General features: G+C 68.9%; 25 protein-coding genes. 13 read left to right on the plus strand and 12 right to left on the minus strand.

Annotated elements, in window-relative coordinates; translation table 11 throughout:
- Nucleotides 1-10 precede the first annotated feature (10 nt).
- The gene (gene recO, locus DEU36_RS03290; protein ID WP_120262904.1) at nucleotides 11-739 is read right to left on the minus strand and encodes a DNA repair protein RecO; all 729 of its coding nucleotides are present in this window, start codon (nucleotides 737-739) and stop codon (nucleotides 11-13) included.
- Between the two features lie 36 nt (nucleotides 740-775).
- Between recO and DEU36_RS03295 the strand changes: the two genes are divergently transcribed.
- The gene (locus DEU36_RS03295; RefSeq protein ID WP_120262905.1) at nucleotides 776-1,462 is read left to right on the plus strand and encodes a trimeric intracellular cation channel family protein; all 687 of its coding nucleotides are present in this window, start codon (nucleotides 776-778) and stop codon (nucleotides 1,460-1,462) included.
- Between the two features lie 68 nt (nucleotides 1,463-1,530).
- On the opposite strand, the gene DEU36_RS03300 is transcribed toward DEU36_RS03295, so the two are convergent.
- The 3 genes from DEU36_RS03300 to glgA form a co-directional block, all read right to left on the minus strand.
- Complete coding sequence (locus DEU36_RS03300) at nucleotides 1,531-1,782, minus strand: type B 50S ribosomal protein L31 (RefSeq protein ID WP_018186539.1); 252 nt, start codon at nucleotides 1,780-1,782, stop codon at nucleotides 1,531-1,533.
- Between the two features lie 84 nt (nucleotides 1,783-1,866).
- Nucleotides 1,867-2,652, minus strand: coding sequence for an ABC transporter ATP-binding protein (locus DEU36_RS03305; protein ID WP_120262906.1), 786 nt, complete (start codon nucleotides 2,650-2,652; stop codon nucleotides 1,867-1,869).
- Between the two features lie 9 nt (nucleotides 2,653-2,661).
- Nucleotides 2,662-3,855, minus strand: coding sequence for a glycogen synthase (gene glgA / locus DEU36_RS03310; RefSeq protein WP_120262907.1), 1,194 nt, complete (start codon nucleotides 3,853-3,855; stop codon nucleotides 2,662-2,664).
- A 47-nt stretch (nucleotides 3,856-3,902) separates the two neighbouring features.
- On the opposite strand from glgA, the gene glgC reads away from it, so the two are divergent.
- The 3 genes from glgC to DEU36_RS03325 are packed head-to-tail and all read left to right on the plus strand — an operon-like array spanning nucleotide 3,903 to nucleotide 6,542.
- Nucleotides 3,903-5,147, plus strand: coding sequence for a glucose-1-phosphate adenylyltransferase (gene glgC, locus DEU36_RS03315; RefSeq protein WP_120262908.1), 1,245 nt, complete (start codon nucleotides 3,903-3,905; stop codon nucleotides 5,145-5,147).
- Nucleotides 5,148-5,173: 26 nt separating this feature from the next.
- Nucleotides 5,174-5,809 carry a phosphoserine phosphatase SerB gene (serB, locus tag DEU36_RS03320; protein WP_120262909.1) on the plus strand — a complete coding sequence of 212 codons (636 nt, stop codon included), beginning with the start codon at nucleotides 5,174-5,176 and terminating at the stop codon, nucleotides 5,807-5,809.
- A 43-nt stretch (nucleotides 5,810-5,852) separates the two neighbouring features.
- Nucleotides 5,853-6,542 (plus strand): alpha/beta fold hydrolase, encoded by a 690-nt coding sequence (locus DEU36_RS03325; protein WP_120262910.1) that lies wholly within the window; start codon nucleotides 5,853-5,855, stop codon nucleotides 6,540-6,542.
- Nucleotides 6,543-6,556: 14 nt separating this feature from the next.
- Here the strand turns inward: DEU36_RS03325 and fabG are convergent, their stop codons facing one another.
- The gene (gene fabG, locus DEU36_RS03330) at nucleotides 6,557-7,267 is read right to left on the minus strand and encodes a 3-oxoacyl-ACP reductase FabG (RefSeq protein ID WP_120262911.1); all 711 of its coding nucleotides are present in this window, start codon (nucleotides 7,265-7,267) and stop codon (nucleotides 6,557-6,559) included.
- Between the two features lie 103 nt (nucleotides 7,268-7,370).
- Between fabG and DEU36_RS03335 the strand changes: the two genes are divergently transcribed.
- From DEU36_RS03335 to DEU36_RS03350, 4 genes are read left to right on the plus strand one after another with little or no spacing between them, the layout of a single operon-like run.
- On the plus strand, nucleotides 7,371-7,820 hold the full coding sequence (locus DEU36_RS03335) for a DUF4190 domain-containing protein (RefSeq protein WP_259455200.1): 450 nt from the start codon (nucleotides 7,371-7,373) through the stop codon (nucleotides 7,818-7,820).
- 42 nt (nucleotides 7,821-7,862) lie between these two features.
- On the plus strand, nucleotides 7,863-8,213 hold the full coding sequence (locus DEU36_RS03340) for a DUF3099 domain-containing protein (RefSeq protein ID WP_259455201.1): 351 nt from the start codon (nucleotides 7,863-7,865) through the stop codon (nucleotides 8,211-8,213).
- Entirely contained in the window at nucleotides 8,210-8,425 is a 216-nt protein-coding gene (locus tag DEU36_RS03345; RefSeq protein WP_120262913.1) for a hypothetical protein, read from the plus strand. Before DEU36_RS03340 ends, DEU36_RS03345 begins: the two co-directional genes overlap by 4 nt.
- On the plus strand, nucleotides 8,422-9,348 hold the full coding sequence (locus tag DEU36_RS03350; protein ID WP_120262914.1) for an SURF1 family protein: 927 nt from the start codon (nucleotides 8,422-8,424) through the stop codon (nucleotides 9,346-9,348). Before DEU36_RS03345 ends, DEU36_RS03350 begins: the two co-directional genes overlap by 4 nt.
- Nucleotides 9,349-9,366: 18 nt before the next feature.
- Here the strand turns inward: DEU36_RS03350 and DEU36_RS03355 are convergent, their stop codons facing one another.
- Complete coding sequence (locus tag DEU36_RS03355) at nucleotides 9,367-10,965, minus strand: ABC-F family ATP-binding cassette domain-containing protein (RefSeq protein WP_120262915.1); 1,599 nt, start codon at nucleotides 10,963-10,965, stop codon at nucleotides 9,367-9,369.
- Nucleotides 10,966-11,156: 191 nt separating this feature from the next.
- On the opposite strand from DEU36_RS03355, the gene DEU36_RS03360 reads away from it, so the two are divergent.
- Genes DEU36_RS03360 through DEU36_RS03380 form a run of 5 tightly spaced genes read left to right on the plus strand, consistent with a single transcriptional unit; the run spans nucleotide 11,157 to nucleotide 16,073 of the window.
- Nucleotides 11,157-12,197, plus strand: coding sequence for an iron-siderophore ABC transporter substrate-binding protein (locus tag DEU36_RS03360; protein WP_120262916.1), 1,041 nt, complete (start codon nucleotides 11,157-11,159; stop codon nucleotides 12,195-12,197).
- Between the two features lie 40 nt (nucleotides 12,198-12,237).
- Nucleotides 12,238-13,272: an iron ABC transporter permease gene (locus tag DEU36_RS03365; protein ID WP_120264334.1), complete on the plus strand. Its 1,035-nt coding sequence runs from the start codon at nucleotides 12,238-12,240 to the stop codon at nucleotides 13,270-13,272.
- On the plus strand, nucleotides 13,269-14,318 hold the full coding sequence (locus DEU36_RS03370) for an iron chelate uptake ABC transporter family permease subunit (RefSeq protein WP_120262917.1): 1,050 nt from the start codon (nucleotides 13,269-13,271) through the stop codon (nucleotides 14,316-14,318). The genes DEU36_RS03365 and DEU36_RS03370 overlap by 4 nt, the downstream gene beginning before the upstream one ends.
- Nucleotides 14,315-15,157 carry an ABC transporter ATP-binding protein gene (locus DEU36_RS03375; protein WP_120262918.1) on the plus strand — a complete coding sequence of 281 codons (843 nt, stop codon included), beginning with the start codon at nucleotides 14,315-14,317 and terminating at the stop codon, nucleotides 15,155-15,157. Before DEU36_RS03370 ends, DEU36_RS03375 begins: the two co-directional genes overlap by 4 nt.
- A 10-nt stretch (nucleotides 15,158-15,167) precedes the next feature.
- Nucleotides 15,168-16,073 (plus strand): siderophore-interacting protein, encoded by a 906-nt coding sequence (locus tag DEU36_RS03380; RefSeq protein WP_120262919.1) that lies wholly within the window; start codon nucleotides 15,168-15,170, stop codon nucleotides 16,071-16,073.
- Nucleotides 16,074-16,158: 85 nt separating this feature from the next.
- On the opposite strand, the gene DEU36_RS03385 is transcribed toward DEU36_RS03380, so the two are convergent.
- From DEU36_RS03385 to sufB, 6 genes are all read right to left on the minus strand, one after another.
- Nucleotides 16,159-17,337, minus strand: coding sequence for a MalY/PatB family protein (locus DEU36_RS03385; RefSeq protein ID WP_120262920.1), 1,179 nt, complete (start codon nucleotides 17,335-17,337; stop codon nucleotides 16,159-16,161).
- Between the two features lie 112 nt (nucleotides 17,338-17,449).
- Entirely contained in the window at nucleotides 17,450-17,779 is a 330-nt protein-coding gene (locus DEU36_RS03390) for a metal-sulfur cluster assembly factor (RefSeq protein ID WP_120262921.1), read from the minus strand.
- Between the two features lie 9 nt (nucleotides 17,780-17,788).
- Nucleotides 17,789-18,559, minus strand: a complete 771-nt coding sequence (gene sufC, locus DEU36_RS03395; protein ID WP_120262922.1) for a Fe-S cluster assembly ATPase SufC — start codon at nucleotides 18,557-18,559, stop codon at nucleotides 17,789-17,791.
- Nucleotides 18,560-18,574: 15 nt separating this feature from the next.
- Entirely contained in the window at nucleotides 18,575-18,904 is a 330-nt protein-coding gene (locus DEU36_RS03400) for a non-heme iron oxygenase ferredoxin subunit (RefSeq protein WP_120262923.1), read from the minus strand.
- Nucleotides 18,901-20,085, minus strand: a complete 1,185-nt coding sequence (gene sufD / locus DEU36_RS03405; RefSeq protein ID WP_120262924.1) for a Fe-S cluster assembly protein SufD — start codon at nucleotides 20,083-20,085, stop codon at nucleotides 18,901-18,903. The genes DEU36_RS03400 and sufD overlap by 4 nt, the downstream gene beginning before the upstream one ends.
- A 1-nt stretch (nucleotide 20,086) precedes the next feature.
- Nucleotides 20,087-21,505, minus strand: a complete 1,419-nt coding sequence (gene sufB, locus DEU36_RS03410) for a Fe-S cluster assembly protein SufB (RefSeq protein ID WP_120262925.1) — start codon at nucleotides 21,503-21,505, stop codon at nucleotides 20,087-20,089.
- Between the last annotated feature and the right edge of the window lie 74 nt (nucleotides 21,506-21,579).

Below are 21,579 nucleotides of genomic sequence, written 5' to 3' on the forward strand. Positions count from 1 at the left end.
ACCGCCGCGTTCAGCGCGCCGCGCCGATGTGCCCGAGCGAACGGATGCCGCGCTCGAGATGCCACTGCGCGTATGCCGCGATGAGGCCCGATGCCGCGTTGGCCGTGCGGGGACTGCCGGCGTCGACCGTGTCCCACTCGCCGGCGATGAGGGCGCGCAGTCGCACGCCCGTCTCGGGGGCGATGCGGGCCGACCCCGCCGGTGCGCAGGACGGGCAGACCGCCCCGCCCAGTGGTGCGACGAAACCGTCGTGCGGCCCCGGAGCGCCGCAGCGGGCGCAGGCGTCGAGCGACGGGGCCCAGCCCGAGAGCGCCATGGCTCTCAGCAGGTACGAGTCGAGCACGGCGCGACTGTCGTGGTCGCCGCGAGCGAGGGCGCGGAGACCGCCGACGAGCAGCAGGTACTGCTGCGGCGTCGTCTCCGCTTCGTTCAGGCGGTCGGCGGCCTCGACCATCGCCGAGGCGGAGGTGTAGCGGTCGTAGTCGGTGGCGATGTCGGCGCCGTACGATCCGAGCGACTCGGCCTGCTGCACGATGTCGAGCGAGCGCCCCTTGTACATCTGGACGTCGGCGACCATGAAGGGCTCGAGCCGCGCACCGAAGCGCGACGACGTGCGGCGCACTCCTTTCGCGACGCCTCGGAGCTTGCCGTGCCGCCGGCTGAGCATCGTGACGATGCGATCCGCCTCACCCAGCTTGTGGGTGCGAAGGATCACGACCTCGTCGCGGTAGGTGGGCACCCTCCAATTATCGCGCTGACCGACGACAATGGTCCCGTGACCCAGTCTCAGTTCGTGATCCCGCTGTGGGCGGACCTCACCGCCGTCGGCCTCGGCGGGGTCCAGGGCGCTCTGTTCGCTTCCGGGTTCGTCGGCAAACAGCGGCTCGATCCGCTCGGCGTCGTGATCATCGGCATCCTCATCGGGATGGGCGGCGGCCTCATCCGCGACCTGCTCCTGGGGGTGCAGCCGGTCACGCTGCAGAGCAACTGGTATCTGATCACCGCGACGTCGGCCGCGTTGGTCGGGATGCTGCTCTCGAACGTCTTCCGACGGCTCAACGCCGTCATCATCGGCCTCGACGCGGTCGTCATCGGCCTGTTCGGCGCGTTCGGAACGAGCAAGGCGCTCGTGCTCGGGCTGCCGATCGTGCCCGCCATCTTCATCGGCTCGTGCGCGGCCGTCGGCGGTAGCATGCTTCGCGACGTCATCCTCGGCCTCCCCGTCGCCATCATGCACGTCGGTTCGCTCTATGCCATCGCCGCAGCCGCGGGATGCGCGGTGCTCGCCGGCGCCTCCACGATGGGAGCCCCCATCGTGGCATCTGCCATCATCGGCATCGCCGTCACCACCGTCATCCGTCTGCTTGCCGTCGTCTTCGACATCTCGCTGCCGGAGCAACGCGCCCTGCACCGTCGCAAGGTCGCCGCCGAGACGGCGTCGATCCCGATCGTCAGGCCCTGAGCGGGGCGGGGAGCGCCCGCGTCAACGACGAAGGCCCCGCCGAAGCGGGGCCTTGATCGAAGAACGGCTTACTTGGAGCCGAAGTTCTTGAAGCGCTGGTTGAACTTCTCGACACGGCCGGCCGAGTCCATGATGCGCTGCTTGCCCGTGTAGAACGGGTGCGAGGCGGACGAGATCTCGACGTCGATGACCGGGTAGGTCTCGCCGTCCAGCTCGATCGTCTTGTCGCTCGAGACCGTCGAACGGGTCAGGAAGGTCTCACCGGAGCCGAGGTCGCGGAAAACGACGGCGCGGTACTCGGGGTGGATGTCAGTCTTCATGGGATTCCTTACGTGGTGCCCTGGATTTTGCCAGGGCGAGGGAAGTCTGCGATGCGTTCGCACCAACGAGCGATCTTATCAGGTTCAGGAAGCCGCCCGCGCCGCATAACGTCCGTCCTCGGAGGCGAGCGTGATGGGCAGCCCGAAGGTGTCGGAGAGGTTTTCGGCTGTGAGCGTCTCGGCCAGCGGGCCGGCGGCGACGACTCCGCCCTCGCGGAGCAGAAGCACGTGGGTGAACCCCACGGGGATCTCCTCGACGTGATGGGTCACCATGATCATCGCGGGCGTGGTGGGCGCCTGGGCGTACCCGCCCAAGAGCGCCAGCAGCTCTTCGCGGGCGCCGAGGTCGAGACTCGCCGTGGGCTCGTCGAGCAGCAGGAGCTCGGGGTCGGTCATGACGGCGCGAGCGATCTGCACGCGCTTCTGCTCACCGTCGGAGAGGGTGCCGAACGTCCGCTCGGCCAGTCCATCGAGCTTCCACTCCGCGAGCACGCGCATCGCGCGCCGCTCGTCGATGTCTTCGTAGTCTTCGCGCCAGCGCCCGGTCACCGCGTACGCGGCCGTGAGGACCACGTCGAGCACAGTCTCCTCCGCGGGGATGCGTCGCGCCATCGCCGACGACGCGAAGCCGATACGCGGGCGCAGTTCGAACACGTCGGTTCGGCCGAGCCGCTCCCCCAGGATCTCGACGGTTCCCGAGGTGGGGTGCAGGAGGCTCGCGGCGAGCTGCAGCACCGTCGTCTTGCCCGCGCCGTTGGGGCCGAGCACCACCCAACGCTGATCATCGGACACCGACCAGTCGACCCGGTCGATGATGTTCCGGGCGTTTCGGCGGACGACGACGTCGGAGAACTCCAGGACCTGCGGCATGTGTTCAGCCTAGCGGCCGAGCCCCGCCACCCTCGCGTACAACGCGGCGGTCTCGTCCGCGATCGCAGCCCAGCTGAACGACCGTGCCGCACGCTCTCGTCCCGCGGCGCCATAGCGTCGCGCCGTGTCGGGATCCGAGACGACCTCGGTGAGGGTGGCCGCGAGGTCGGCGACGAACTTCTCGGGATCGAGCGGGGTCCCGGTGCCGTCGTCGGACTGCTCGATCGGCACGAGGCGTCCGGTCTCGCCGTCGACCACGACCTCCGGGATGCCGCCGGTCGCGGTCCCGACGACTGCGGCGCCGCACGCCATCGCCTCGAGGTTGACGATGCCGAGCGGTTCGTAGACCGACGGGCAGACGAACGTCGTCGCGGCGGTGAGGATCGCGCACAGCTCGTCGCGCTGGAGGAACTCCTCGATCCACACGACACCCGAGCGCTCGGCCTGCAGCTCACGGACGAGTCCCTGCACCTCCGCCATGATCTCGGGGGTGTCCGGCGCGCCGGCGCACAGGACGACCTGGACGTCCGCGGGAAGCAGACGGGCAGCACGCAGAAAGTACGGCAGCCCCTTCTGTCGCGTGATCCGTCCGACGAAGACCACCGAGGGGCGCGCGGGGTCGATGCCGTGGCGCTCGAGGACGGCGGGATCATCGACGGGCCGCCACGACTCGACGTCGATGCCGTTGTAGATGACCGAGACCTTCTCGGGGTCGAGACCGGGATAGCTGCGCAGGATGTCGCGGCGCATCCCGTCGCTGACCGCGACGATGGCCGCGGCGTTCTCGTACGCGGTCTTCTCGATGTAGCTCGACACGGCGTAGCCGCCGCCGAGCTGCTCCGCTTTCCACGGGCGCAAGGGCTCGAGCGAGTGGGCGGTGACGACGTGCGGGATGCCGTGGAGGAGAGAGGCGAGGTGCCCGGCGAAGTTCGCGTACCAGGTGTGGCTGTGCACGACGTCCGCTCCGGCGACGTCTCCGACGATCTCGAGGTCGGTGCCGAGCGTCTGGAGTGCCGCGTTGGCGTCCGCGAGTTCGACGGGCGTCTCGTAGGAGGTCGTGTCCGGCTCGTCGCGGTCGGCTCCGAAGGCCCGCACCTGCACCTCGATCGTCTCGCGCAGGGCGCGGACGAGCTCGGTGACGTGCACCCCCGCTCCCCCATAGATCGCGGGAGGATACTCCTTCGAGACGATGTCTACACGCATGGCTCGAACGCTAGTACACGAGCGTTCGGCGGGCCTAGTGTGGTGCCATGCCAGCAGCGCCCAAGGTCTTCGGAATCGTTCTCGCCGGCGGCGAGGGAAAGCGCCTCATGCCGTTGACGGCAGACCGCGCCAAGCCCGCCGTGCCGTTCGGCGGACAGTACCGCCTGATCGACTTCGCGATCTCGAACCTGATCAACTCGGGCCTGCGTCAGGTCGTCGTCCTGACCCAGTACAAGTCGCACAGCCTCGATCGGCACGTCTCGCAGACCTGGCGGATGTCCGCGCTGCTCGACTCCTACGTCGCGTCCGTGCCCGCGCAGCAGCGTCTGGGCAAGCGCTGGTTCTCGGGCTCGGCCGACGCAATCCTCCAGTCGCTGAACCTCATCAACGACGAGAAGCCCGACATCGTCGTCGTGATCGGCGCCGACCACGTCTACCGCATGGACTTCCGTCAGATGCTCGATGCGCACATCGCATCCGGCGCCCGGGCGACCGTCGCCGGCATCCGTCAGCCCATCGGTCTCGCCAACCAGTTCGGCGTGATCGACGTCGATCCCGCCGATGAGAGCCGCATCCGCGCCTTCCTCGAGAAGCCGCAGGAACCCGCGGGGCTGCCCGACTCCCCCCACGAGGTGCTCGCATCCATGGGCAACTACATCTTCGACACGGACGCTCTGATCGAGGCGGTCGAGGCCGACGGCGAGCTTCCCACCTCGAACCACGACATGGGCGGCGACATCATTCCGTACTTCGTCGACCGCGGCGAGGCCGCCGTGTACGACTTCAAGCGCAACGACGTCCCCGGCTCCACCCCGCGCGATCGCAACTACTGGCGTGACGTCGGCACGATCGAGTCGTTCTTCGACGCGCACATGGATCTCATCTCGACTCTGCCGATCTTCAACCTGTACAACACCGATTGGCAGATCCACTCGCAGGCCGTGAACTCGCCGCCGGCGAAGTTCGTGCGCGACAGTGTGGGACGCATGGGCAACGCGATCGACTCGATCGTCTCGCTCGGATCCGTGCTGTCGGGCACCCACCTCGAGCGCAGCGTCGTGGGTCCGTGGACGCTCTCCGGCGGTGGGGCCACCATCACCGACTCGGTGCTGTTCGACTACGTCAGCGTCGGAGCGGGGGCGCGCGTGCATCGCGCGATCCTCGACAAGAACGTCGTGCTCGAAGACGGTGCCACCGTGGGCGTCGACCGGGAGCGCGACCTGGCCCGTGGTTTCACGGTGACCGACACGGGCATCACCGTCGTGGGCAAGAACGCACGCGTCGAACGCTGACACCCGTTCCCGCTAGCGTGGTGGGCATGCCCCACGCGCGCTTCCTCGTCGTCTTCGATGCCGACTCGACCCTGTTGCAGAACGAGGTCATCGAGCTCATCGCCGACGAAGCGGGACGCGGGGCGGAGGTCGCGGCCGCGACCGAGGCGGCGATGCGCGGCGAGGTCGACTTCGCCTCGAGCCTGCGGTCACGCGTGTCTCAGCTCTCCGGGGTGCCGCTCGCCGCGTTCGACCGCGTGCGCTCCCGTGTCGAGCCGACGCCGGGCGCACGCGAGCTCATCGCCGCGATCCACGAGCGCGGGGGCGTCGCCGCCGTCGTGTCGGGCGGCTTCCACGAGGTGCTCGATCACATCGCCCCCGGACTCGGGGTCGACGTGTGGCGCGCCAATCGGCTCGGCACCGACGGCTCGACGCTCGACGGGACAGTCGACGGCGACGTCGTCGACGCGGAGGCCAAGGCCGCGTCGCTGCGCGAGTGGGCCGGCGCCCACGGGGTCTCTCTCGCGCGAACGATTGCTGTCGGCGATGGCGCGAACGATCTGCGGATGATGGCGGTCGCGGGCCTCGGCGTCGCGTTCAACGCCAAGCCGGCGGTGCGCCGTCAGGCGGATCTCGTCGTCGGCCCCGTCGACCTGCGGGAGCTCGTCGCGCTCCTTCCCTGACCGTGCGCTGTCGGCTGTCCGCGCCGAGCGCTACGGTCGGGTCATGGACGTGATCCTCATCCCGGGCCTCTGGCTCGACGCCTCCTCGTGGGACGACGTGGTCCCGGCGCTCCGAGACGCCGGGCATCGTCCCCATGCCCTCACACTGCCCGGAGTCGGCAGCACGGCCGGAGCATCGCGAACGACGCTCCGCGATTGGGTCGATGCGGTGGTCGCCCGCATCGACGATCTGCCGGGGCAGGTCGTCCTCGTCGGGCACAGTGGCGGCGGGAATGTGGCATGGGGAGCCGCCGACCGACGCCCCGATCGCATCGCACGCGTCGTGTTCGTCGACACGCTCCCGCCGTCGCCCGGCGCGGAGATCTCGGAGTTCCCGGTCGTCGACGGCGCGGTGCCTTTTCCCGGGTGGGATTTTTTCGACGAACCGGATGTCGCTGACCTCGACCGCGACACGCGCGCCCGCTGGACGCCACGCACGCATCCGGTTCCGGCCGCTGTCCCCACCGACGCCGTCGACCTGACCGACGACCGCCGACACGGCATCCCCGTCACGATCCTCTCGGGGTCGGCCGACGAGCGAGGAGTCCGCGAGATGCTTGCAGGGTGGCCGCGATTTCTCGCCGAGTTCGACGCCCTCGAAGATGTCTCCGTCGTCGAACTGGGCTCAGGCCACTGGCCGCAGTTCTCGCAGCCCCACCGACTCGCCCGCGAGATCGTCGCCGCGCTGGCGTGACGCCGGTCGGCGCTTCAGTGCCCCATCCCGAGGCCGCCGTCGACCGGGATGACGGCGCCCGAGATGTACGCGGCGTCGTCAGAGGCGAGCCAGGACACCGCCCCCGCGACCTCGGCAGAAGAGCCGTATCGACCAGCCGGGATGCTGCGCTTGTACTCGGCCTGTGTCTCGTCGGGAAGAGCCGCGGTCATGTCGGTCTCGATGAACCCCGGGGCGACCACGTTCGCGGTGATGCCACGAGCACCGAGCTCGCGCGTGAGCGAGCGAGCGAAGCCGACGAGGGCGGCCTTCGACGAGGAGTAGTTGATCTGGCCCGCTGATCCGAACAGCCCGACCACGCTCGAGATGAGGATGACGCGTCCCCATTTGGCGCGCAGCATGCCCTTCGACGCTCGCTTGACCACGCGGAAGGCACCGCCGAGGTTGGTCGCCACGACCGAGTCGAAGTCGTCCTCGGTCATGCGGAGCAGGAGGGTGTCCTTCGTGATGCCGGCATTGGCGACCACCACCTCGACCGGCCCGAGCTCGTTCTCGACCTGCGTGAAAGCAGCGTCGATGGATGCCGCGTCCGTCACATCGGCGCGGACGGTCAGCGCGCCCTCGGGCCCCTCGCCCGACCGGGCCGTCACCGCGACACGGTGGCCGTCGGCGATGAAGCGCTCAGCGATCGCGCGGCCGATACCGCGGTTTCCTCCGGTGACGAGAACGACTCGGGACGTGGACATACGGCTCTCCTGTGTCTGCTGCGCGAACCCCGCAAGCCTAGTCGCAGCGCGTGCGACGCCCGCGAACGATAAGCTGGCGGCCCGACGTCGACGAGGAGCAGATGTGAGCGACCAGCCCCAGCCGCAGCAGCCGTACCCCGCGCCCGGGCAACCCGCCTCCGGCGCTCCCGTCCCTCCCCCCGCCCCGCCCTACGCGAATCCGCCGCAGCAGCAGGCCTACCAGCCGGCCGGTTACCCGCCGCCGGCGTACGGCTACGGCGGATACCAGCCGCAGAAGACGAACGCACTCGCGATCGTGTCGATGATCGCCTCGATCGTCGGGTTCATCTGGATCCTCCCGATCATCGGATCGATCGCGGGCGTCATCATGGGCCACATCTCGCTGTCGCAGATCAAGCGGACCAACGAGAACGGGCGAGGAATGGCCCTGGCCGGCCTCATCGTCGGCTACGCCGGTCTCGCCCTCGCGATCGTCGGGGTGATCGTCTTCGCCTCGTTCATCGGCTGGGCCATCGAACAGGACAGCTACAGCTCGTACTCGTCGAGCTTCTGAGACCGGCCTCCCCCGACCACCCGGGCGTATCCTTGATGCACCGTGAAGCATCAGCCCGCAACACCGTCGGCGACCTCGCTCCCACGAGCTCCGCACGACGACTCCAACCGCCGCATGACGAAGTACTTCATCATGATGGCGGTGCGGGTCGTGTGCTTCGTGCTGATGGTCGTCATCGCCCCGTACGGCTGGCACACGGCGGCCCTGGCGGTCGGAGCGATCTTCCTCCCGTACTTCGCGGTGGTGATCGCGAACGTCGGCGACGACGTGCGCGAGCCCGCGGCCGTCTCACCTCTGGCAGCCCTTCCCGAGCGCCCGAGCGAGGTGCCCAGCTCGCCGGAAGCACCCGCGAAGCCGACCGTGATCGAGATTCGGGAGTCGCGGCCGGAGTGAACGACATCGAGTGCTCCCGCGCCGGATGCCGCGCGTCGGCACGGTGGCGGGTCATCTGGCGCAATCCGCGCATCCACTCCGCCGATCGGCGGAAGATCTGGGTGGCATGCGACGACCACGTCGCGTACCTGCGCGAGTTCGTCGCCGCGAGGGACTTCCCCGTGAGCGTCGAGCCTGTCACCGTCGAGACCAGCGGAGCGGGCGGATCATGAGGGCGAAGACGGCTCTGCGCTGGAGCGGCTACGTCGCGGTCGCCATCGCCTTCGCGATCGCCTGCGCCTATCTGTCGAACTGGCAGTTCACGCGCAACGAGGAGCGCAGTGCGCAGCTCGAGCTCGTCGAGCGCAACTACGACGCCGATCCGGCCGCGCTTTCCGACGTCCTCCCCCCGGGGAGCGAGCTCGATCCGACCGACGAGTGGCACCCGGTGGAGCTGACCGGACGGTACCTCGCCGACGACCAGGTGCTCGTGCGGAACCGTCCGCACGGGGGCACATCGGCTTTCGAGGTGCTCGTCCCGTTCGAGACGAACGACGGGCGCGTGTTCGTCGTCGACCGCGGGTGGGTGCCCCCGGCGTCCGACGCCCCCGAACCCGCGTCGATCGCCGCTGCGCCGTCCGGCACCGTGACGGTCGTGGCCCGCCTGAAGCCCGCCGAAGCCGCACCCACCTCGGGCCGCTCGGCTCCGGACGGGCAGGTGCCGACGATCAACATCGACCTCGTCGTCGACGAAGCCGGCCTCACCGGCGACGTCGTGACATCGGCCTACGGGCTGCTCGTCTCGGAGGACCCCGCCCCCGCCGAGACGCTCGGAGCCATGCCGGTCCCCTCGGAGGACCCGGGTCCGCACCTGTCCTACGCGATCCAGTGGATCCTGTTCGCGATCATGGGCTTCGTCTTCATCTGGTACATGATCCGCACCGAACGCCGCCACCGGCGTGAGGACGAGGAGGATGCCGCCGCTGCCGCCGCACTCCTCGCGCCGTCGTCGGGCGACGAGCTGGTCGCTGCCGTCACGGCATCCGGTCCTCGCGAGACGTCGGTCGTCCCCGCCAGCCTCCGTCGACGACGCGACACCAAGCGCGATCGCGACATGGAGGACGAGGACGCGATCCTCGACTCCAGCCGAAACTGACTGCGGGGCCCCGAACGCTCAGGCCAGGGTGATGAGCTCGAGGTAGTCGCGTCCCCAGATGTCCTCGACGCCGTCGGGCAGGATCAGCACACGCTCCGGATTCAGCGCCTCCACGGCGCCCTCATCGTGGGAGACGAGCACGACAGCGCCCTCGTAGTGCGCGAGCGCACCGAGGATCTCGTCACGCGAAGCGGGGTCGAGGTTGTTGGTCGGCTCGTCGAGGAGCAGCATGTTCGCCGATGACACGACGAGCGTCGCGAGCGACAATCGGGTCTTCTCACCGCCGGAGAGGACGCCCGCGGGCTTGAGGACGTCGTCACCGGTGAACAGGAACGAACCGAGCACCTTCCGAGCCTCGGTCTCGGTGATGTCGGGCGCGGCCGACATCATGTTCTGCAGCACCGAACGGGAGACGTCGAGGTTCTCGTGCTCCTGCGCGTAGTAGCCGATGCGCAGCCCATGACCCGGCTCGAGCATGCCGGTGTCGGGCTGGTCGACACCGGCGAGGATGCGCAGCAGCGTCGTCTTACCGGCCCCGTTCAGCCCGAGCACCACGACCTTCGACCCGCGGTCGATGGCGAGATCGACGTCGGTGAAGATCTCCAGCGAGCCGTACGACTTCGACAGCCCGGACGCCATGAGGGGCGTCTTGCCGCACGGCGCGGGCTTGGGGAACCGGAGCTTCGCGACGCGGTCTTCCTGCCGCACCTCGTCGAGACCGGAGAGGAGCTTCTCGGCTCGCGCGACCATCTGGTGCGCCGCGGCGGCCTTGCTCGCCTTCGCGCCGAAGCGGGCGGCCTGCTGCTGCAACGCCGTCGCCTTCTTCTCGGCGTTGGCGCGCTCTTTCTTGCGCCGCTCCTCGTCCGCGACCCGCTGGCGCAGGTAGTTCTTCCAGTTCATGTTGTAGACGTCGATGACCTGGCGCATCGCGTCCAGGTAGAAGACCCGGTTGACCGTCTCGCCGACGAGCTCGACATCGTGGCTGATGACGATCAGCCCGCCCTTGTATCCCTTCAGAAACTCCCGAAGCCACACGACGCTGTCGGCGTCGAGGTGGTTCGTCGGCTCGTCGAGGATCATCGTCTGGGCGTCCGAGAAGAGGATGCGGGCCAGCTCGATGCGTCGCCGCTGACCGCCGGACAGCGTCTTCAACGGCTGGTCGAGGATGCGGTCCGGCAGCGACAGGTTGTGCGCGATGGACGCCGCCTCAGCCTCGGCGGCGTATCCGCCGAGGGCCTCGAAACGCTCCATGAGGTTGCCGTAGCGGCGCATCGCTTTTGCAGCGGCCGCTTCATCGTCCGCGCCCATCTCGAGCGACGCGGTCTGCATGTCCACGGCGATGGTCCCGAGCCCGCGGGCATCGAGGATGCGGGTGCGCGCGAGCATCTCCGGGTCGCCCGATCGGGGATCCTGCGGCAGGTAGCCCAGCTCGCCCGAGCGTTCGACCTTGCCGTCGCTGGGCAGGAGGTCGCCGGCGAGCACCTTGGTGAGCGTGGTCTTGCCCGCTCCGTTACGTCCGACGAGGCCGATCTTGTCGCCATCGGAGACACGGAACGACACGTCCGCCATCAGCGTGCGCGCGCCCACGCGGATTTCGAGGTCGTGCACGGCGAGCACAGCGATCGTCCAATCGTCGGGAACAGGGAGGGCGGCCGAACGGCCAGCCTCTCATCCTACTCGCTGTCCACGGGCATCCGCCGCAGACCGCACCCCCGACCACCTTCAGCCGGGCTGCAGCGGATTGGCACGATGGACATCGCCGACGTAAAGTAAGCCTGCCCTTACTCACCTCTCCTCTGGAGGACACTGTGCCCCGCATCCGCACAGCCGCCGCAGCCATCATCGCAGCCACGCTGCTCCTCGCCGGCTGCGGTTCGACCGCGGCTCCCGATTCGGCTCCCGCCGCTTCCGGAGACGCGTCGTCCGACGCGTTCCCCGTCACCATCGACCACGCGTTCGGCCAGACCACGATCGACAGCAAGCCCACCCGTGTCGCGACCGTCTCCTGGGGAAACCAGGAGGCCGCGCTCGCCCTCGGCGTCGTCCCGGTCGGCATGCCCGCCGTCACCTGGGGAGACGATGACGGCGACGGCATCCTCCCGTGGGTGAAGGACAAGCTCGACGAGCTCGGCGGCGACACCCCGGTGCTGTTCGACGAAGCCGAGGGCATCGACTTCGAGGCCGTCGCCGATACGCGGCCCGACGTCATCCTCGCCGCCTACTCGGGCCTGACTCAGGACGACTACGAGACTCTGAGCAAGATCGCCCCCGTCGTCGCGTACCCCGACATCGCGTGGGGCACCAGCTGGCAGGAGCTCACCGTTATGAACGGCACGGCGCTCGGCCTCAAGGACGAGGCGGAGACGCTCGTCGACGACCTCACGACCCACCTGGACGAGCTGACGGGCGCATACCCCGACATCGCCGGCAAGACGACGCTGTTCAGCTCCTTCGACGCGACGGATCTCAGCCAGATCGGCTTCTACTCGACCGCCGACCCGCGACCCCTCTTCCTCGAGGACCTGGGGCTCACCCCGGCCGCGACCGTCGCGGAGCAGTCGAAGGGCACCGACCAGTTCTGGATCACCAACAGCACGGAGGAGATCGAGCGCTTCTCCGACCTCCAGGTGCTCGTGACCTACGGCGACGACGCCACGCTCGCCGCGATGCAGGCAGACCCGCTGCTCTCGCGCATCCCCGCCGTCGCATCCGGAGCCGTCGTGGTGCTCCCCGCGTCGAACGACCCGCTCGCCGCAGCGGCTAACCCCAGCCCCCTCTCGATCACCGATCCCCTCACGTCGGAGTACGTCGACATGATCGGCGCGGCCGCCGCGAAGGCGAGCTCGTGATCGCAGGCGAACTGCGTCGGATGCCGTGAGCGCTCCGACCATGACGACGGCCGCCGCCGTGAGCGCGCCCCCGCGGCGCAGCTTCCGGCGGCGGCGCGTCGTCTGGCTCATCGTCCTGGCGCTCCTCGTCCTCGCGGCGAGCGTCGTCTCGGTGACCTTCGGCACGCGCGCGGTCTCATTCGACGACATCATCGCCGGACTCAGCGGAAGCGTCGAGACCACCTCCGCGGCGGCGGTCTCCAAGCGCGTTCCGCGCACCGTCCTCGCCCTCATCGTCGGGGCCGCCCTGGCGGTGTCGGGCGCCGTGATGCAGGGTGTGACGCGCAACCCCCTCGCAGATCCTCAGATCCTCGGCATCAACGGCGGCGCGTCTCTTGCGGTCGTCATCGGGCTCGCGTTCTTCGGCGTCACCAGTGCGTTCGGCTACATTTGGCTCGCCATGCTCGGCGCAGCGATCGCCGCGGTCTTCGTCTACACGATCGGCTCGCTGGGCCGAGGCGGCGCGAGCCCTCTCAAGCTCGCTCTCGCCGGGGCGGCGACCGCGGTCGCGTTCAGCTCGCTCATCAGCGCCATCCTCCTCCCGCGCATCGACGTCATGAGCGTCTTCCGGTTCTGGCAGATCGGCGGAGTCGGCGGCGCGACCGCCGAGAAGATCGTGCTCGTGCTCCCCTTCCTCGCCGTCGGCACGATCGTCTGCCTCGCGGCCAGCGCAGCGCTGAACTCCCTCGCACTCGGGGATGAGCTCGCAGCGGGCCTCGGCGAGCGCGTACGCACCGCGCGTCTGATCGCCGCGCTCGGCGCCGTCATCCTCTGCGGAGCAGCGACCGCCGTCGCCGGTCCCATCGGATTCGTGGGACTCATCGTTCCCCACATCTGCCGCCTCCTCGTCGGCCCCGACCACCGCTGGCTCCTCCCCGTCTCCGCCCTCGTGGGCGGGGGCCTGCTGATCGTCGCCGACGTCGTCGGTCGTGTCATCGCCCGCCCCCAGGAGGTCGAGGTCGGGATCGTGACCGCGCTCATCGGCGCGCCGTTCTTCATTGCGATCGTCCGCCGACAGAAGATGCGGGCCCTATGACCGCGCCCGGAGCATCCCGTTCGACGATCGACGTGGTCGTCGCCGGGCGCCGGCGTCGCGCCTGGCGCCGACGTGTCGTGCTCGGCTCCCTGCTGGCCGCCGTCATCGTCATGTACGCGGTCTCGCTCATGGTCGGGCAGACCTTCTACTCCCCCACCGAGGTGTGGGGTGTCGTCACCGGCCAGACGGTTCCGGGCGCCTCGTTCACCGTCGGCGAGCTGCGCCTGCCTCGCGCCACCGTCGCGCTCCTCACGGGTCTCTGCTTCGGCATGGGCGGCGCCGTCTTCCAGACGATGCTGCGCAATCCGCTGGCCAGCCCCGACATCATCGGCGTCAACGCGGGCGCGAGTGCCGCCGCTGTCGTCGGAATCGTCTTCCTCTCGCTCAGCGAGGCGGGCATCTCGCTGCTGGCCACGGTGGCCGCCCTCGTGACGGCCCTGATGATCTACCTCCTCGCTTTCAAGGACGGAGGTGCCGGCGCGCGCTTCATCCTCATCGGCATCGGAGTGGCCGCGATCTTCAACAGCGTCGTCTCGTACGTGCTCTCGCGAGCCGCCGAGTGGGATCTCCAGGCCGCGATGCGGTGGATCACGGGCAACCTCAACGGAGCTTCGTGGGACCAGGCGATCCCCCTGGCGCTCACGATGGTCATCGTCGTACCCGCATTGCTGTGGCTCACTCGCGATCTCGAGCTCATGCGACTCGGCGACGACACGGCCGCCGCCCTCGGGGTCGCCGTCGAACGCCGCCGCGTCCTGCTGATCATCGCCGCCGTCGCGCTCCTGGCCTTCGCCACCGCCGCCGCGGGGCCGATCTCGTTCGTCGCGTTCCTGTCGGGCCCGATCGCCGCACGGATGCTGGGCCCCGTCGGGTCCCCCGTCCTCGCTGCAGGCCTCTTCGGGTCGCTCCTCGTGCTCGTCGCCGACCTCACCGCGCAGTATCTCCTCGGCATCCGGCTGCCCGTCGGAGTGGTGACCGGCGTACTGGGCGCCCCGTACCTCATCTTCCTGCTCATCCGCAGCAGCCGCTCAGGAGGCTCACTATGACCGCGGACCGCTCCCTCGAAGCACGCGGAGTCCGCCTCGGCTACGGCGACCGCGTCATCGTCGACGAGCTCGACCTCGTCGTGCCCGGCGGCCGCATCACGGCGATCGTCGGCGCCAACGCCTGCGGCAAGTCGACTCTGCTGAAGTCGATGGCACGGTTGCTCACGCCGAGGGCGGGCAGCGTGCTGCTCGATGGCAAGGACATCCATCGTCTGCCCACGAAGCGGGTGGCGCGCGATCTCGGGCTCCTGCCGCAGTCGCCGATCGCACCCGAGGGGATCACAGTCTCCGATCTCGTGAGCCGCGGCCGGACGCCGCACCACGGGCCCTTGGCGCGCTGGACCCGGGCAGACGACGAAGCCGTCGCGTCGGCACTGGACGCCACCGACACCGCTGCCATCGCCGATCGATCGGTCGACGAATTGTCGGGCGGACAGCGTCAGCGCGTGTGGATCGCGATGGCCCTGGCCCAGCAGACCGACGTACTGCTGCTCGACGAGCCCACCACGTTCCTCGATGTGAGCCATCAGATCGACGTCCTCGACCTGCTCACCGACCTCAACCGCGACCGCGGGACGACGATCGTGATGGTCCTCCACGACCTCAACCTCGCCGCCCGGTATGCCGACCACCTCGTCGCCATGGCCGGAGGCCGCCTCTACGGCGCCGGCGACCCGGGCGACGTGTTGACGGCCGAGACCGTCCGCGCGGTGTTCGGACTCGACAGTCGCGTCATCCCCGACCCGCTCACCGGACGGCCGCTCGTGCTGCCCATCGGCCGTCACCACGTGCCCGCAGAGCTGACCACCCCTGACGTCGACGGCTCACACGCCGGCTGATTGGAACACCATGACTCGACCCGCCCTCGACTTCTTCCGCGTCTCCGTCGCGGACATCACCGACCTCACGCCGAGCTTCCGACGGTTCACCTTCCACGGCGACGACCTCGCCGACTACGGCGACCCCGGATTCGACCAGCGCGTGAAGATCCTGTTCCCCACCGACACCGCGTCCATCGACACCATGCCGACGGGCGACGATTGGTACGACGGCTGGCGCGCCCTCTCCCCCGAGGCGCGCCCCGTGATGCGGACGTACACGACACGCGCCGTCCGGCCCGCCCTGCGCGAGGTCGACATCGACATGGTCGCCCACGATGTCCTCGGTCCGGCGTCGGCGTGGATCGCCGGCGCCCGCGTCGGTGACGAGGTGCTCATCCTCGCCCCGACGACCACGCACACCGGCGTGAGCTACGGGATCGACTTCGTCCCGCCCGCCGACACCGACGCCATCCTCCTCGCCGGTGATGAGACCGCCGCGCCGGCGATCGCCGTCATCCTCGAGCAGCTGCCTCCGGAGGCGCGCGGCACCGTGGTGCTGGAGGTCCCCACCGAGGCCGACCTCGACTACCTGCCGCACCATCCCGGGTTCGAGCGCCGGATCGCCGCGCGCTGTGGTGACGGCGAACGTCACGCGCATCTGATCCCGGCGGTCGAAGACACCGCCGCGCGTCTCGCTCCCGCCGGAATCGGCGCCGAGGTCGAAGAGATCGACATCGACGCCGACATCCTCTGGGAAGTGCCGCGCACCGCCAAGGGCGGCGCCGCCCTCAAGCGCGCGCCGCTCTACGCCTGGCTCGCCGGCGAGGCGTCGGCGATCAAGACTCTGCGACGCCACCTGGTCAGCACCGTGGGCGTCGACCGCCGAGCCGTTGCCTTCATGGGCTACTGGCGGCTCGGGCGCTCCGAGAACTGACGAAGCCCGGACGACGAGTCGCCAAGATTCGCGGGTGCGAGGAGCTCGGCATCCGCGTTCCTTGGCGAGTCGAGCGTGATGCGGCTCACCCGCGGGCAAGCACCGTCTGACGGGCGAACGCGCCGACGCGGCCGACGGCCTCTCGCAGGACCTCGGGCCCGCAGCCGAAGTTCAGACGCACGTGCCCGACGCCCTCCGTTCCGAAGAACGGCCCATGGTGGAGCGCGACGCGCGAGCCGTCACGGATCGCGTCGGCCGGGTCGTCGCCCCAGCCGTACGCCGACACGTCTATCCACGCGAGGAATCCCGCGTCTGGGATGCGATAGCGCGCCCGCGGGAGATGCTCGGCCAGCAGCTCACCCAGCAGCCGCCGATTGAGGTCGAGCCGAGCGAGCAGACCGTCGAGCCACGCATCCGACTCCGGAGAGAACGCGGCGATCGTCGCCAGCGCGCCGAACAGACCGGTGCGCCATTCGACCTCCCAGGGCAGGCCGCGCACGACATCGGCGTTCGCCTCGGATGCCGTCACCATCACGGCGCACTTCAGACCGGCGAGGTTGTAGGCCTTGGACGCGCTCGTCACGGCGTACCCGACCGCGGCGGCCTCCGACGATGCCGTGAGAAATGGGGTGAACACGACGTCAGCCGCGGCGAGCGGGCCGTGGATCTCGTCGCTGATCACGACGGCGTCATACCTGCGCGCGATCGCCGCGAGCGCGCGGAGAGACTCGAGCGAATGGACCGTTCCCGTCGGATTGTGAGGGTTGCACAGCAGCACGGCCCGGGCACCGGCGGCGAGAGCCCGCTCGATACCGTCGATGTCGAGCTCCCAGGCCGACCCCGTATCGACGAGCGACACCTCCTCGACGATGGCCCCCGCCTCGGCGACCGTGTCGAAGAACGGCGGGTAGACCGGAGGATTGACCACGACCCGATCTCCGGGGGCGACCGTGGCACGCAGGAGCTCGACGACGCCCATCATGACGTCTCCGGTCCAGCGGACGCGGTTCGGGTCGACCGTCCATCCCCACCGCCGCTGGGCGAATCCGACGAACGCCTCCGCGATGCCGGGCTGCGGGGGCGTGTAGCCGGTGTCACCGATCTCGACCGCTTCGCGAAGCGCACGCGTGATCGGCTCGGCCAGCGCGAAGTCGGTCTCGGCGACGAACATCGGGATGACGTCGTGCGGATACGATCGCCATTTCGTGCTCGACCGTCGCCGCAGCGTCTCGAGCGGGAGGGCGTCGAGGGGCTGGATGTTCATTCGGCGAGCCTAATCGCGGCGCCGGTCGGTCCGCCGGAAGGTGTCGCCGCATGACGAAAGCCCCCGTCGCCGCCGAGGGGCGGTCACGAGGGCTTTCGTCTCCGGAGTTCCGTCAGATCGCGAAACCGAGGGCGCGCATCATGTCGCGGCCGTCGTCGGTGATCCGCTCGGGGCCCCACGGCGGCATCCACACCCAGTTGATGCGAAAGCGATCCACGACGTCGTCGAGGGCCTGTGCTGTCTGCTCCTCGAGGACGTCGGTCAGCGGGCAGCCCGCCGACGTCAGCGTCATGTGGATGATGAGAGCGTCGTTCTCGTCGTCCCACGCGAGGTCGTAGATGAGACCCAGGTCGACGACGTTGATCCCCAGCTCGGGGTCCATGACGTCCTTGAGGGCCTCGGTGACCTCGTCGTACTTCTCGGGCGCGAGTGTTGCGGTCATGTAACGATCTTACGCGTCGACGGGGGCGTCGGCGTCGAGGAAGCGGTCGTAGCCCTCTTCTTCGAGTCGGTCGGCGAGCTCGGGGCCGCCTTCCTCGACGATACGGCCCTTGACCATGACGTGGACGAACTGCGGCTGGATGTAGCGCAGGATGCGGGTGTAGTGCGTGATCAACAGCACGCCCAGGTCGGTCTCGGACTTCGCCCGATTCACGCCCTCGGAGACGATCTTGAGCGCGTCGACATCGAGACCGGAGTCGGTCTCGTCGAGCACCGCGATCTTCGGCTTGAGCAGCTCGAGCTGGAGGATCTCGTGGCGCTTCTTCTCGCCGCCCGAGAAGCCCTCGTTGACGTTGCGCTGCGCGAACTTCGGGTCCATGCGCAGGTTGGCCATCGCCTGCTTGACATCCTTCGTCCACGACCGGATCGCCGGCGCCTCTCCCGCGACGGCCGTCTTGGCGGTACGGAGGAAGTTCGTGACCGTGATGCCGGGCACCTCGACCGGGTACTGCATCGCGAGGAAGAGGCCCGCACGAGCGCGCTCGTCGACGGACATCTCGAGGACGTCCTCGCCGTCGAGCGTGATCGAGCCGCCGGTGACGGTGTACTTGGGGTGACCGGCGATCGCGTAGGCGAGCGTCGACTTGCCGGAGCCGTTGGGCCCCATGATCGCGTGGGTCTCGCCGGTGCGCACCGTGAGGGTGACACCGTTGAGGATCGGGGTGGGCCCCGCCTCGGTCTCGACCGTCACGTGCAGGTCGCGGATCTCGAGAACAGACATGTCGGGTTCCTTACTTCACTTCACATCGCGGGTCACGGCGGGATCGATGAGGATGTCGTCCCCGTCGATCGTGACCTCGTAAACGGGGACCGGCTCGTAGGCCGGGAGATTCAGCGGTGCGCCGGTGCGCAATGAGAACGCCGAGCCGTGGGCCCAGCACTCCAGCGTGTCACCTTCGACGAAACCCTCGGCGAGCGAGATGTCGCCGTGGGTGCAGGTATCGCCGATCGCGTGCACCTCGCCGTTGCCGTCGAGCACGACGGCCATGGGGACTTTGTCGATGACGACGCGCACAGCGGTGTCCTGCTCGAGCTCGCTGAGCTTCAGGACCTTCTGCGCGGTCACGCGCCGGCTCCGGCGGCGAGCTCGGCCTCGATGGCCTCCAACAGCTCGTCGGCCAGCTCGTCGACGCCCATCTTCTGGACGATCTCGGCGAGGAAGCCGAGCACGACGAGACGACGCGCCTCAGCCTCGGGGATGCCGCGCGCCTGCAGGTAGAACAGCTGCTGGTCGTCGAATCGTCCGGTCGCGCTGGCGTGGCCGGCGCCCCGGATGTCACCGGTCTCGATCTCAAGGTTCGGGATCGAGTCGGCTCGGGCGCCGTCGGTGAGGACGAGATTGCGGTTCGCCTCGTACGAGTCGGTGCCCACGGCATCCGGGCCGATCAGGACATCGCCGATCCACACACTGTGGGCGCTCTCGCCTTGCAGCGCGCCCTTGTAGAGCACGTCGCCGACGGTCTGCGGGCCCTTGTGATGGAGGTAGACCTGGCTCTCGAGATGCTGTCCCGCATCCGCGAACGACAGTCCGTACATGCGTCCCTCGGCGCCGGAGCCCGCGAGTTCGAGCGACGGGTTCACGCGGACCACCGCGCCGCCGAGGCTCACCACGACGTGGGTGAGCGAGGCGTCGCGGTCGACGCGCGCCTGGTGCGCCGCGGCGTGCACGGCGTCGTCATCCCAGCGCTGCAGCGAGACGACCGTCAGGGCCGAGCCGTCGCGAGCGATGATCTCGACGTTCTGCGCATGTGCGGCGGTGCCCTCGTGGCGCAGGATCACCGTTCCGCGTGCGTTCGGCATGGCCTCGATCACGACGTGGGCGTGCGCGAGTCCGCCGTTGCCCCGAAGGCTGACGACCACCGGCTCGCTCAGTTCGACGCCGGCCGGGATCCGCAGCAGCGGAGCCTCGTGCTCCTGCGACCACGCGATGGCACTCGGCAGATCCTCCGGACGGAACACCTCGCCCCGGGGCGCGTCGCCGACACGGAGCCGAGCCTGCTCGACCTCCGCCGGCGCGCTGACCTCGACGGACACGACCCCCGTCGGGCCGGGCTCGTCCACCAGCAGCGGAGCCAGTCGATCGATCGGTGTGTGCTTCCAGTTGACCTCGCGGCCCGTCGGGGTGGCGAAGTCGGCCGGGTCGTACGACGCCGGCCGCTCGGACCGCGTCTGGATCGGCACGAATGCCGCCGCAGGGTCGATGTGGCCCTTCTCGCCGGTGGCGGGGGCCTGGGTGACGCTCGTCATATCAGCCGACGCTGCCTTCCATGCCCATCTCGATGAGCTTGTTGAGTTCGAGGGCGTACTCCATCGGGAGCTCACGCGCGATCGGCTCGATGAACCCGCGCACGATCATGGCCATCGCCTCGTCCTCGGGCATGCCGCGGCTCATGAGGTAGAACAGCTGCTCCTCGGAGACCTTCGACACGGTGGCCTCGTGGCCGAGCTGGACGTCGTCGACGCGGATGTCGATCGCGGGATAGGTGTCGGATCGCGAGATGGTGTCGACGAGCAGGGCATCGCACCGCACGGTGTTCGCCGAGTGATGCGCGTTCGCATCGACCCGCACCTCGCCGCGGTAGCCGGCCCGGCCGCCGCCGCGTGCGATCGACTTCGACACGATCGACGACTGCGTGTACGGCGCCATGTGGATCATCTTGGCGCCCGCGTCCTGGTGCTGACCGGGACCGGCGAAGGCCACCGAGAGCGTCTCGCCCTTGGCGTGCTCGCCCATCAGGTAGATCGACGGGTACTTCATCGTCACCTTCGATCCGATGTTGCCGTCGACCCACTCCATCGTCGCGCCCTCGTGCGCGACCGCACGCTTGGTGACGAGGTTGTACACGTTGTTCGACCAGTTCTGGATCGTCGTGTAGCGAACGCGGGCGTTCTTCTTGACGATGATCTCGACAACCGCCGAGTGGAGCGAGTCGCTCTTGTAGATCGGCGCGGTGCATCCCTCGATGTAGTGGACGTAGCTGTCCTCGTCGGCGATGATCAGCGTCCGCTCGAACTGGCCCATGTTCTCGGTGTTGATCCGGAAGTAGGCCTGCAGCGGGATCTCGACGTGGACGCCCTTGGGGACGTAGACGAACGACCCGCCCGACCAGACGGCCGTGTTCAGCGCGGCGAACTTGTTGTCGCCGGCCGGGATGACGGTGCCGAAGTACTCCTCGAAGAACTCCGGGTGCTCACGGAGCGCTGTGTCGGTGTCCATGAAGATGACGCCCTGCGCCTCGAGGTCTTCGCGGATCTGGTGATACACGACCTCGGACTCGTACTGCGCCGCGACACCGGCGACGAGGCGCTGCCGCTCGGCCTCGGGGATGCCGAGCTTCTCGTACGTCTCGCGGATCTCAGCCGGGAGGTCTTCCCATGACTGCGCCTGCTTCTCCGTCGAGCGCACGAAGTACTTGATGTTGTCGAAGTCGATGTCGCTGAGGTCGGCGCCCCATGTCGGCATCGGCTTGCGGCCGAACAGCTGATAACCCTTCAGACGGGTCTTCAGCATCCACTCCGGCTCGTTCTTGAGAGCCGAGATCCCGCGGACGACGTCCTCGTTGATGCCGCGTTGCGCGACAGCGCCTGCGGCATCCGTGTCGTGCCAGCCGAACTCGTACACCCCCAGGCCTTCGAGTTCCGGTCGGTCGATCAGCACATCCGACATGACTTTCCTCCTCTTCGCACCGCAACGGTGTCATCCGTCCCGGCATTCCCGACTCCGACGGGAGTCACGTGGAC

The organism is Microbacterium sp. AG238 (assembly GCF_003610405.1).
Lineage (GTDB): Bacteria > Actinomycetota > Actinomycetes > Actinomycetales > Microbacteriaceae > Microbacterium.

Coding starts and splice junctions, on each gene's coding strand:
- DEU36_RS03375 (WP_120262918.1), top strand. CDS start 14,315: ATGACCGCGGACCGCTCCCTCGAAGCACGCGGAGTCCGCCTCGGCTAC.
- DEU36_RS03365 (WP_120264334.1), top strand. CDS start 12,238: ATGACGACGGCCGCCGCCGTGAGCGCGCCCCCGCGGCGCAGCTTCCGG.
- sufD (WP_120262924.1), bottom strand. CDS start 20,085: ATGACGAGCGTCACCCAGGCCCCCGCCACCGGCGAGAAGGGCCACATC.
- DEU36_RS03370 (WP_120262917.1), top strand. CDS start 13,269: ATGACCGCGCCCGGAGCATCCCGTTCGACGATCGACGTGGTCGTCGCC.
- serB (WP_120262909.1), top strand. CDS start 5,174: ATGCCCCACGCGCGCTTCCTCGTCGTCTTCGATGCCGACTCGACCCTG.
- glgA (WP_120262907.1), bottom strand. CDS start 3,855: ATGCGTGTAGACATCGTCTCGAAGGAGTATCCTCCCGCGATCTATGGG.
- DEU36_RS03380 (WP_120262919.1), top strand. CDS start 15,168: ATGACTCGACCCGCCCTCGACTTCTTCCGCGTCTCCGTCGCGGACATC.
- DEU36_RS03325 (WP_120262910.1), top strand. CDS start 5,853: ATGGACGTGATCCTCATCCCGGGCCTCTGGCTCGACGCCTCCTCGTGG.
- DEU36_RS03350 (WP_120262914.1), top strand. CDS start 8,422: ATGAGGGCGAAGACGGCTCTGCGCTGGAGCGGCTACGTCGCGGTCGCC.
- sufC (WP_120262922.1), bottom strand. CDS start 18,559: ATGTCTGTTCTCGAGATCCGCGACCTGCACGTGACGGTCGAGACCGAG.
- DEU36_RS03385 (WP_120262920.1), bottom strand. CDS start 17,337: ATGAACATCCAGCCCCTCGACGCCCTCCCGCTCGAGACGCTGCGGCGA.
- DEU36_RS03305 (WP_120262906.1), bottom strand. CDS start 2,652: ATGCCGCAGGTCCTGGAGTTCTCCGACGTCGTCGTCCGCCGAAACGCC.
- fabG (WP_120262911.1), bottom strand. CDS start 7,267: ATGTCCACGTCCCGAGTCGTTCTCGTCACCGGAGGAAACCGCGGTATC.
- DEU36_RS03390 (WP_120262921.1), bottom strand. CDS start 17,779: ATGACCGCAACACTCGCGCCCGAGAAGTACGACGAGGTCACCGAGGCC.
- DEU36_RS03300 (WP_018186539.1), bottom strand. CDS start 1,782: ATGAAGACTGACATCCACCCCGAGTACCGCGCCGTCGTTTTCCGCGAC.
- glgC (WP_120262908.1), top strand. CDS start 3,903: ATGCCAGCAGCGCCCAAGGTCTTCGGAATCGTTCTCGCCGGCGGCGAG.
- sufB (WP_120262925.1), bottom strand. CDS start 21,505: ATGTCGGATGTGCTGATCGACCGACCGGAACTCGAAGGCCTGGGGGTG.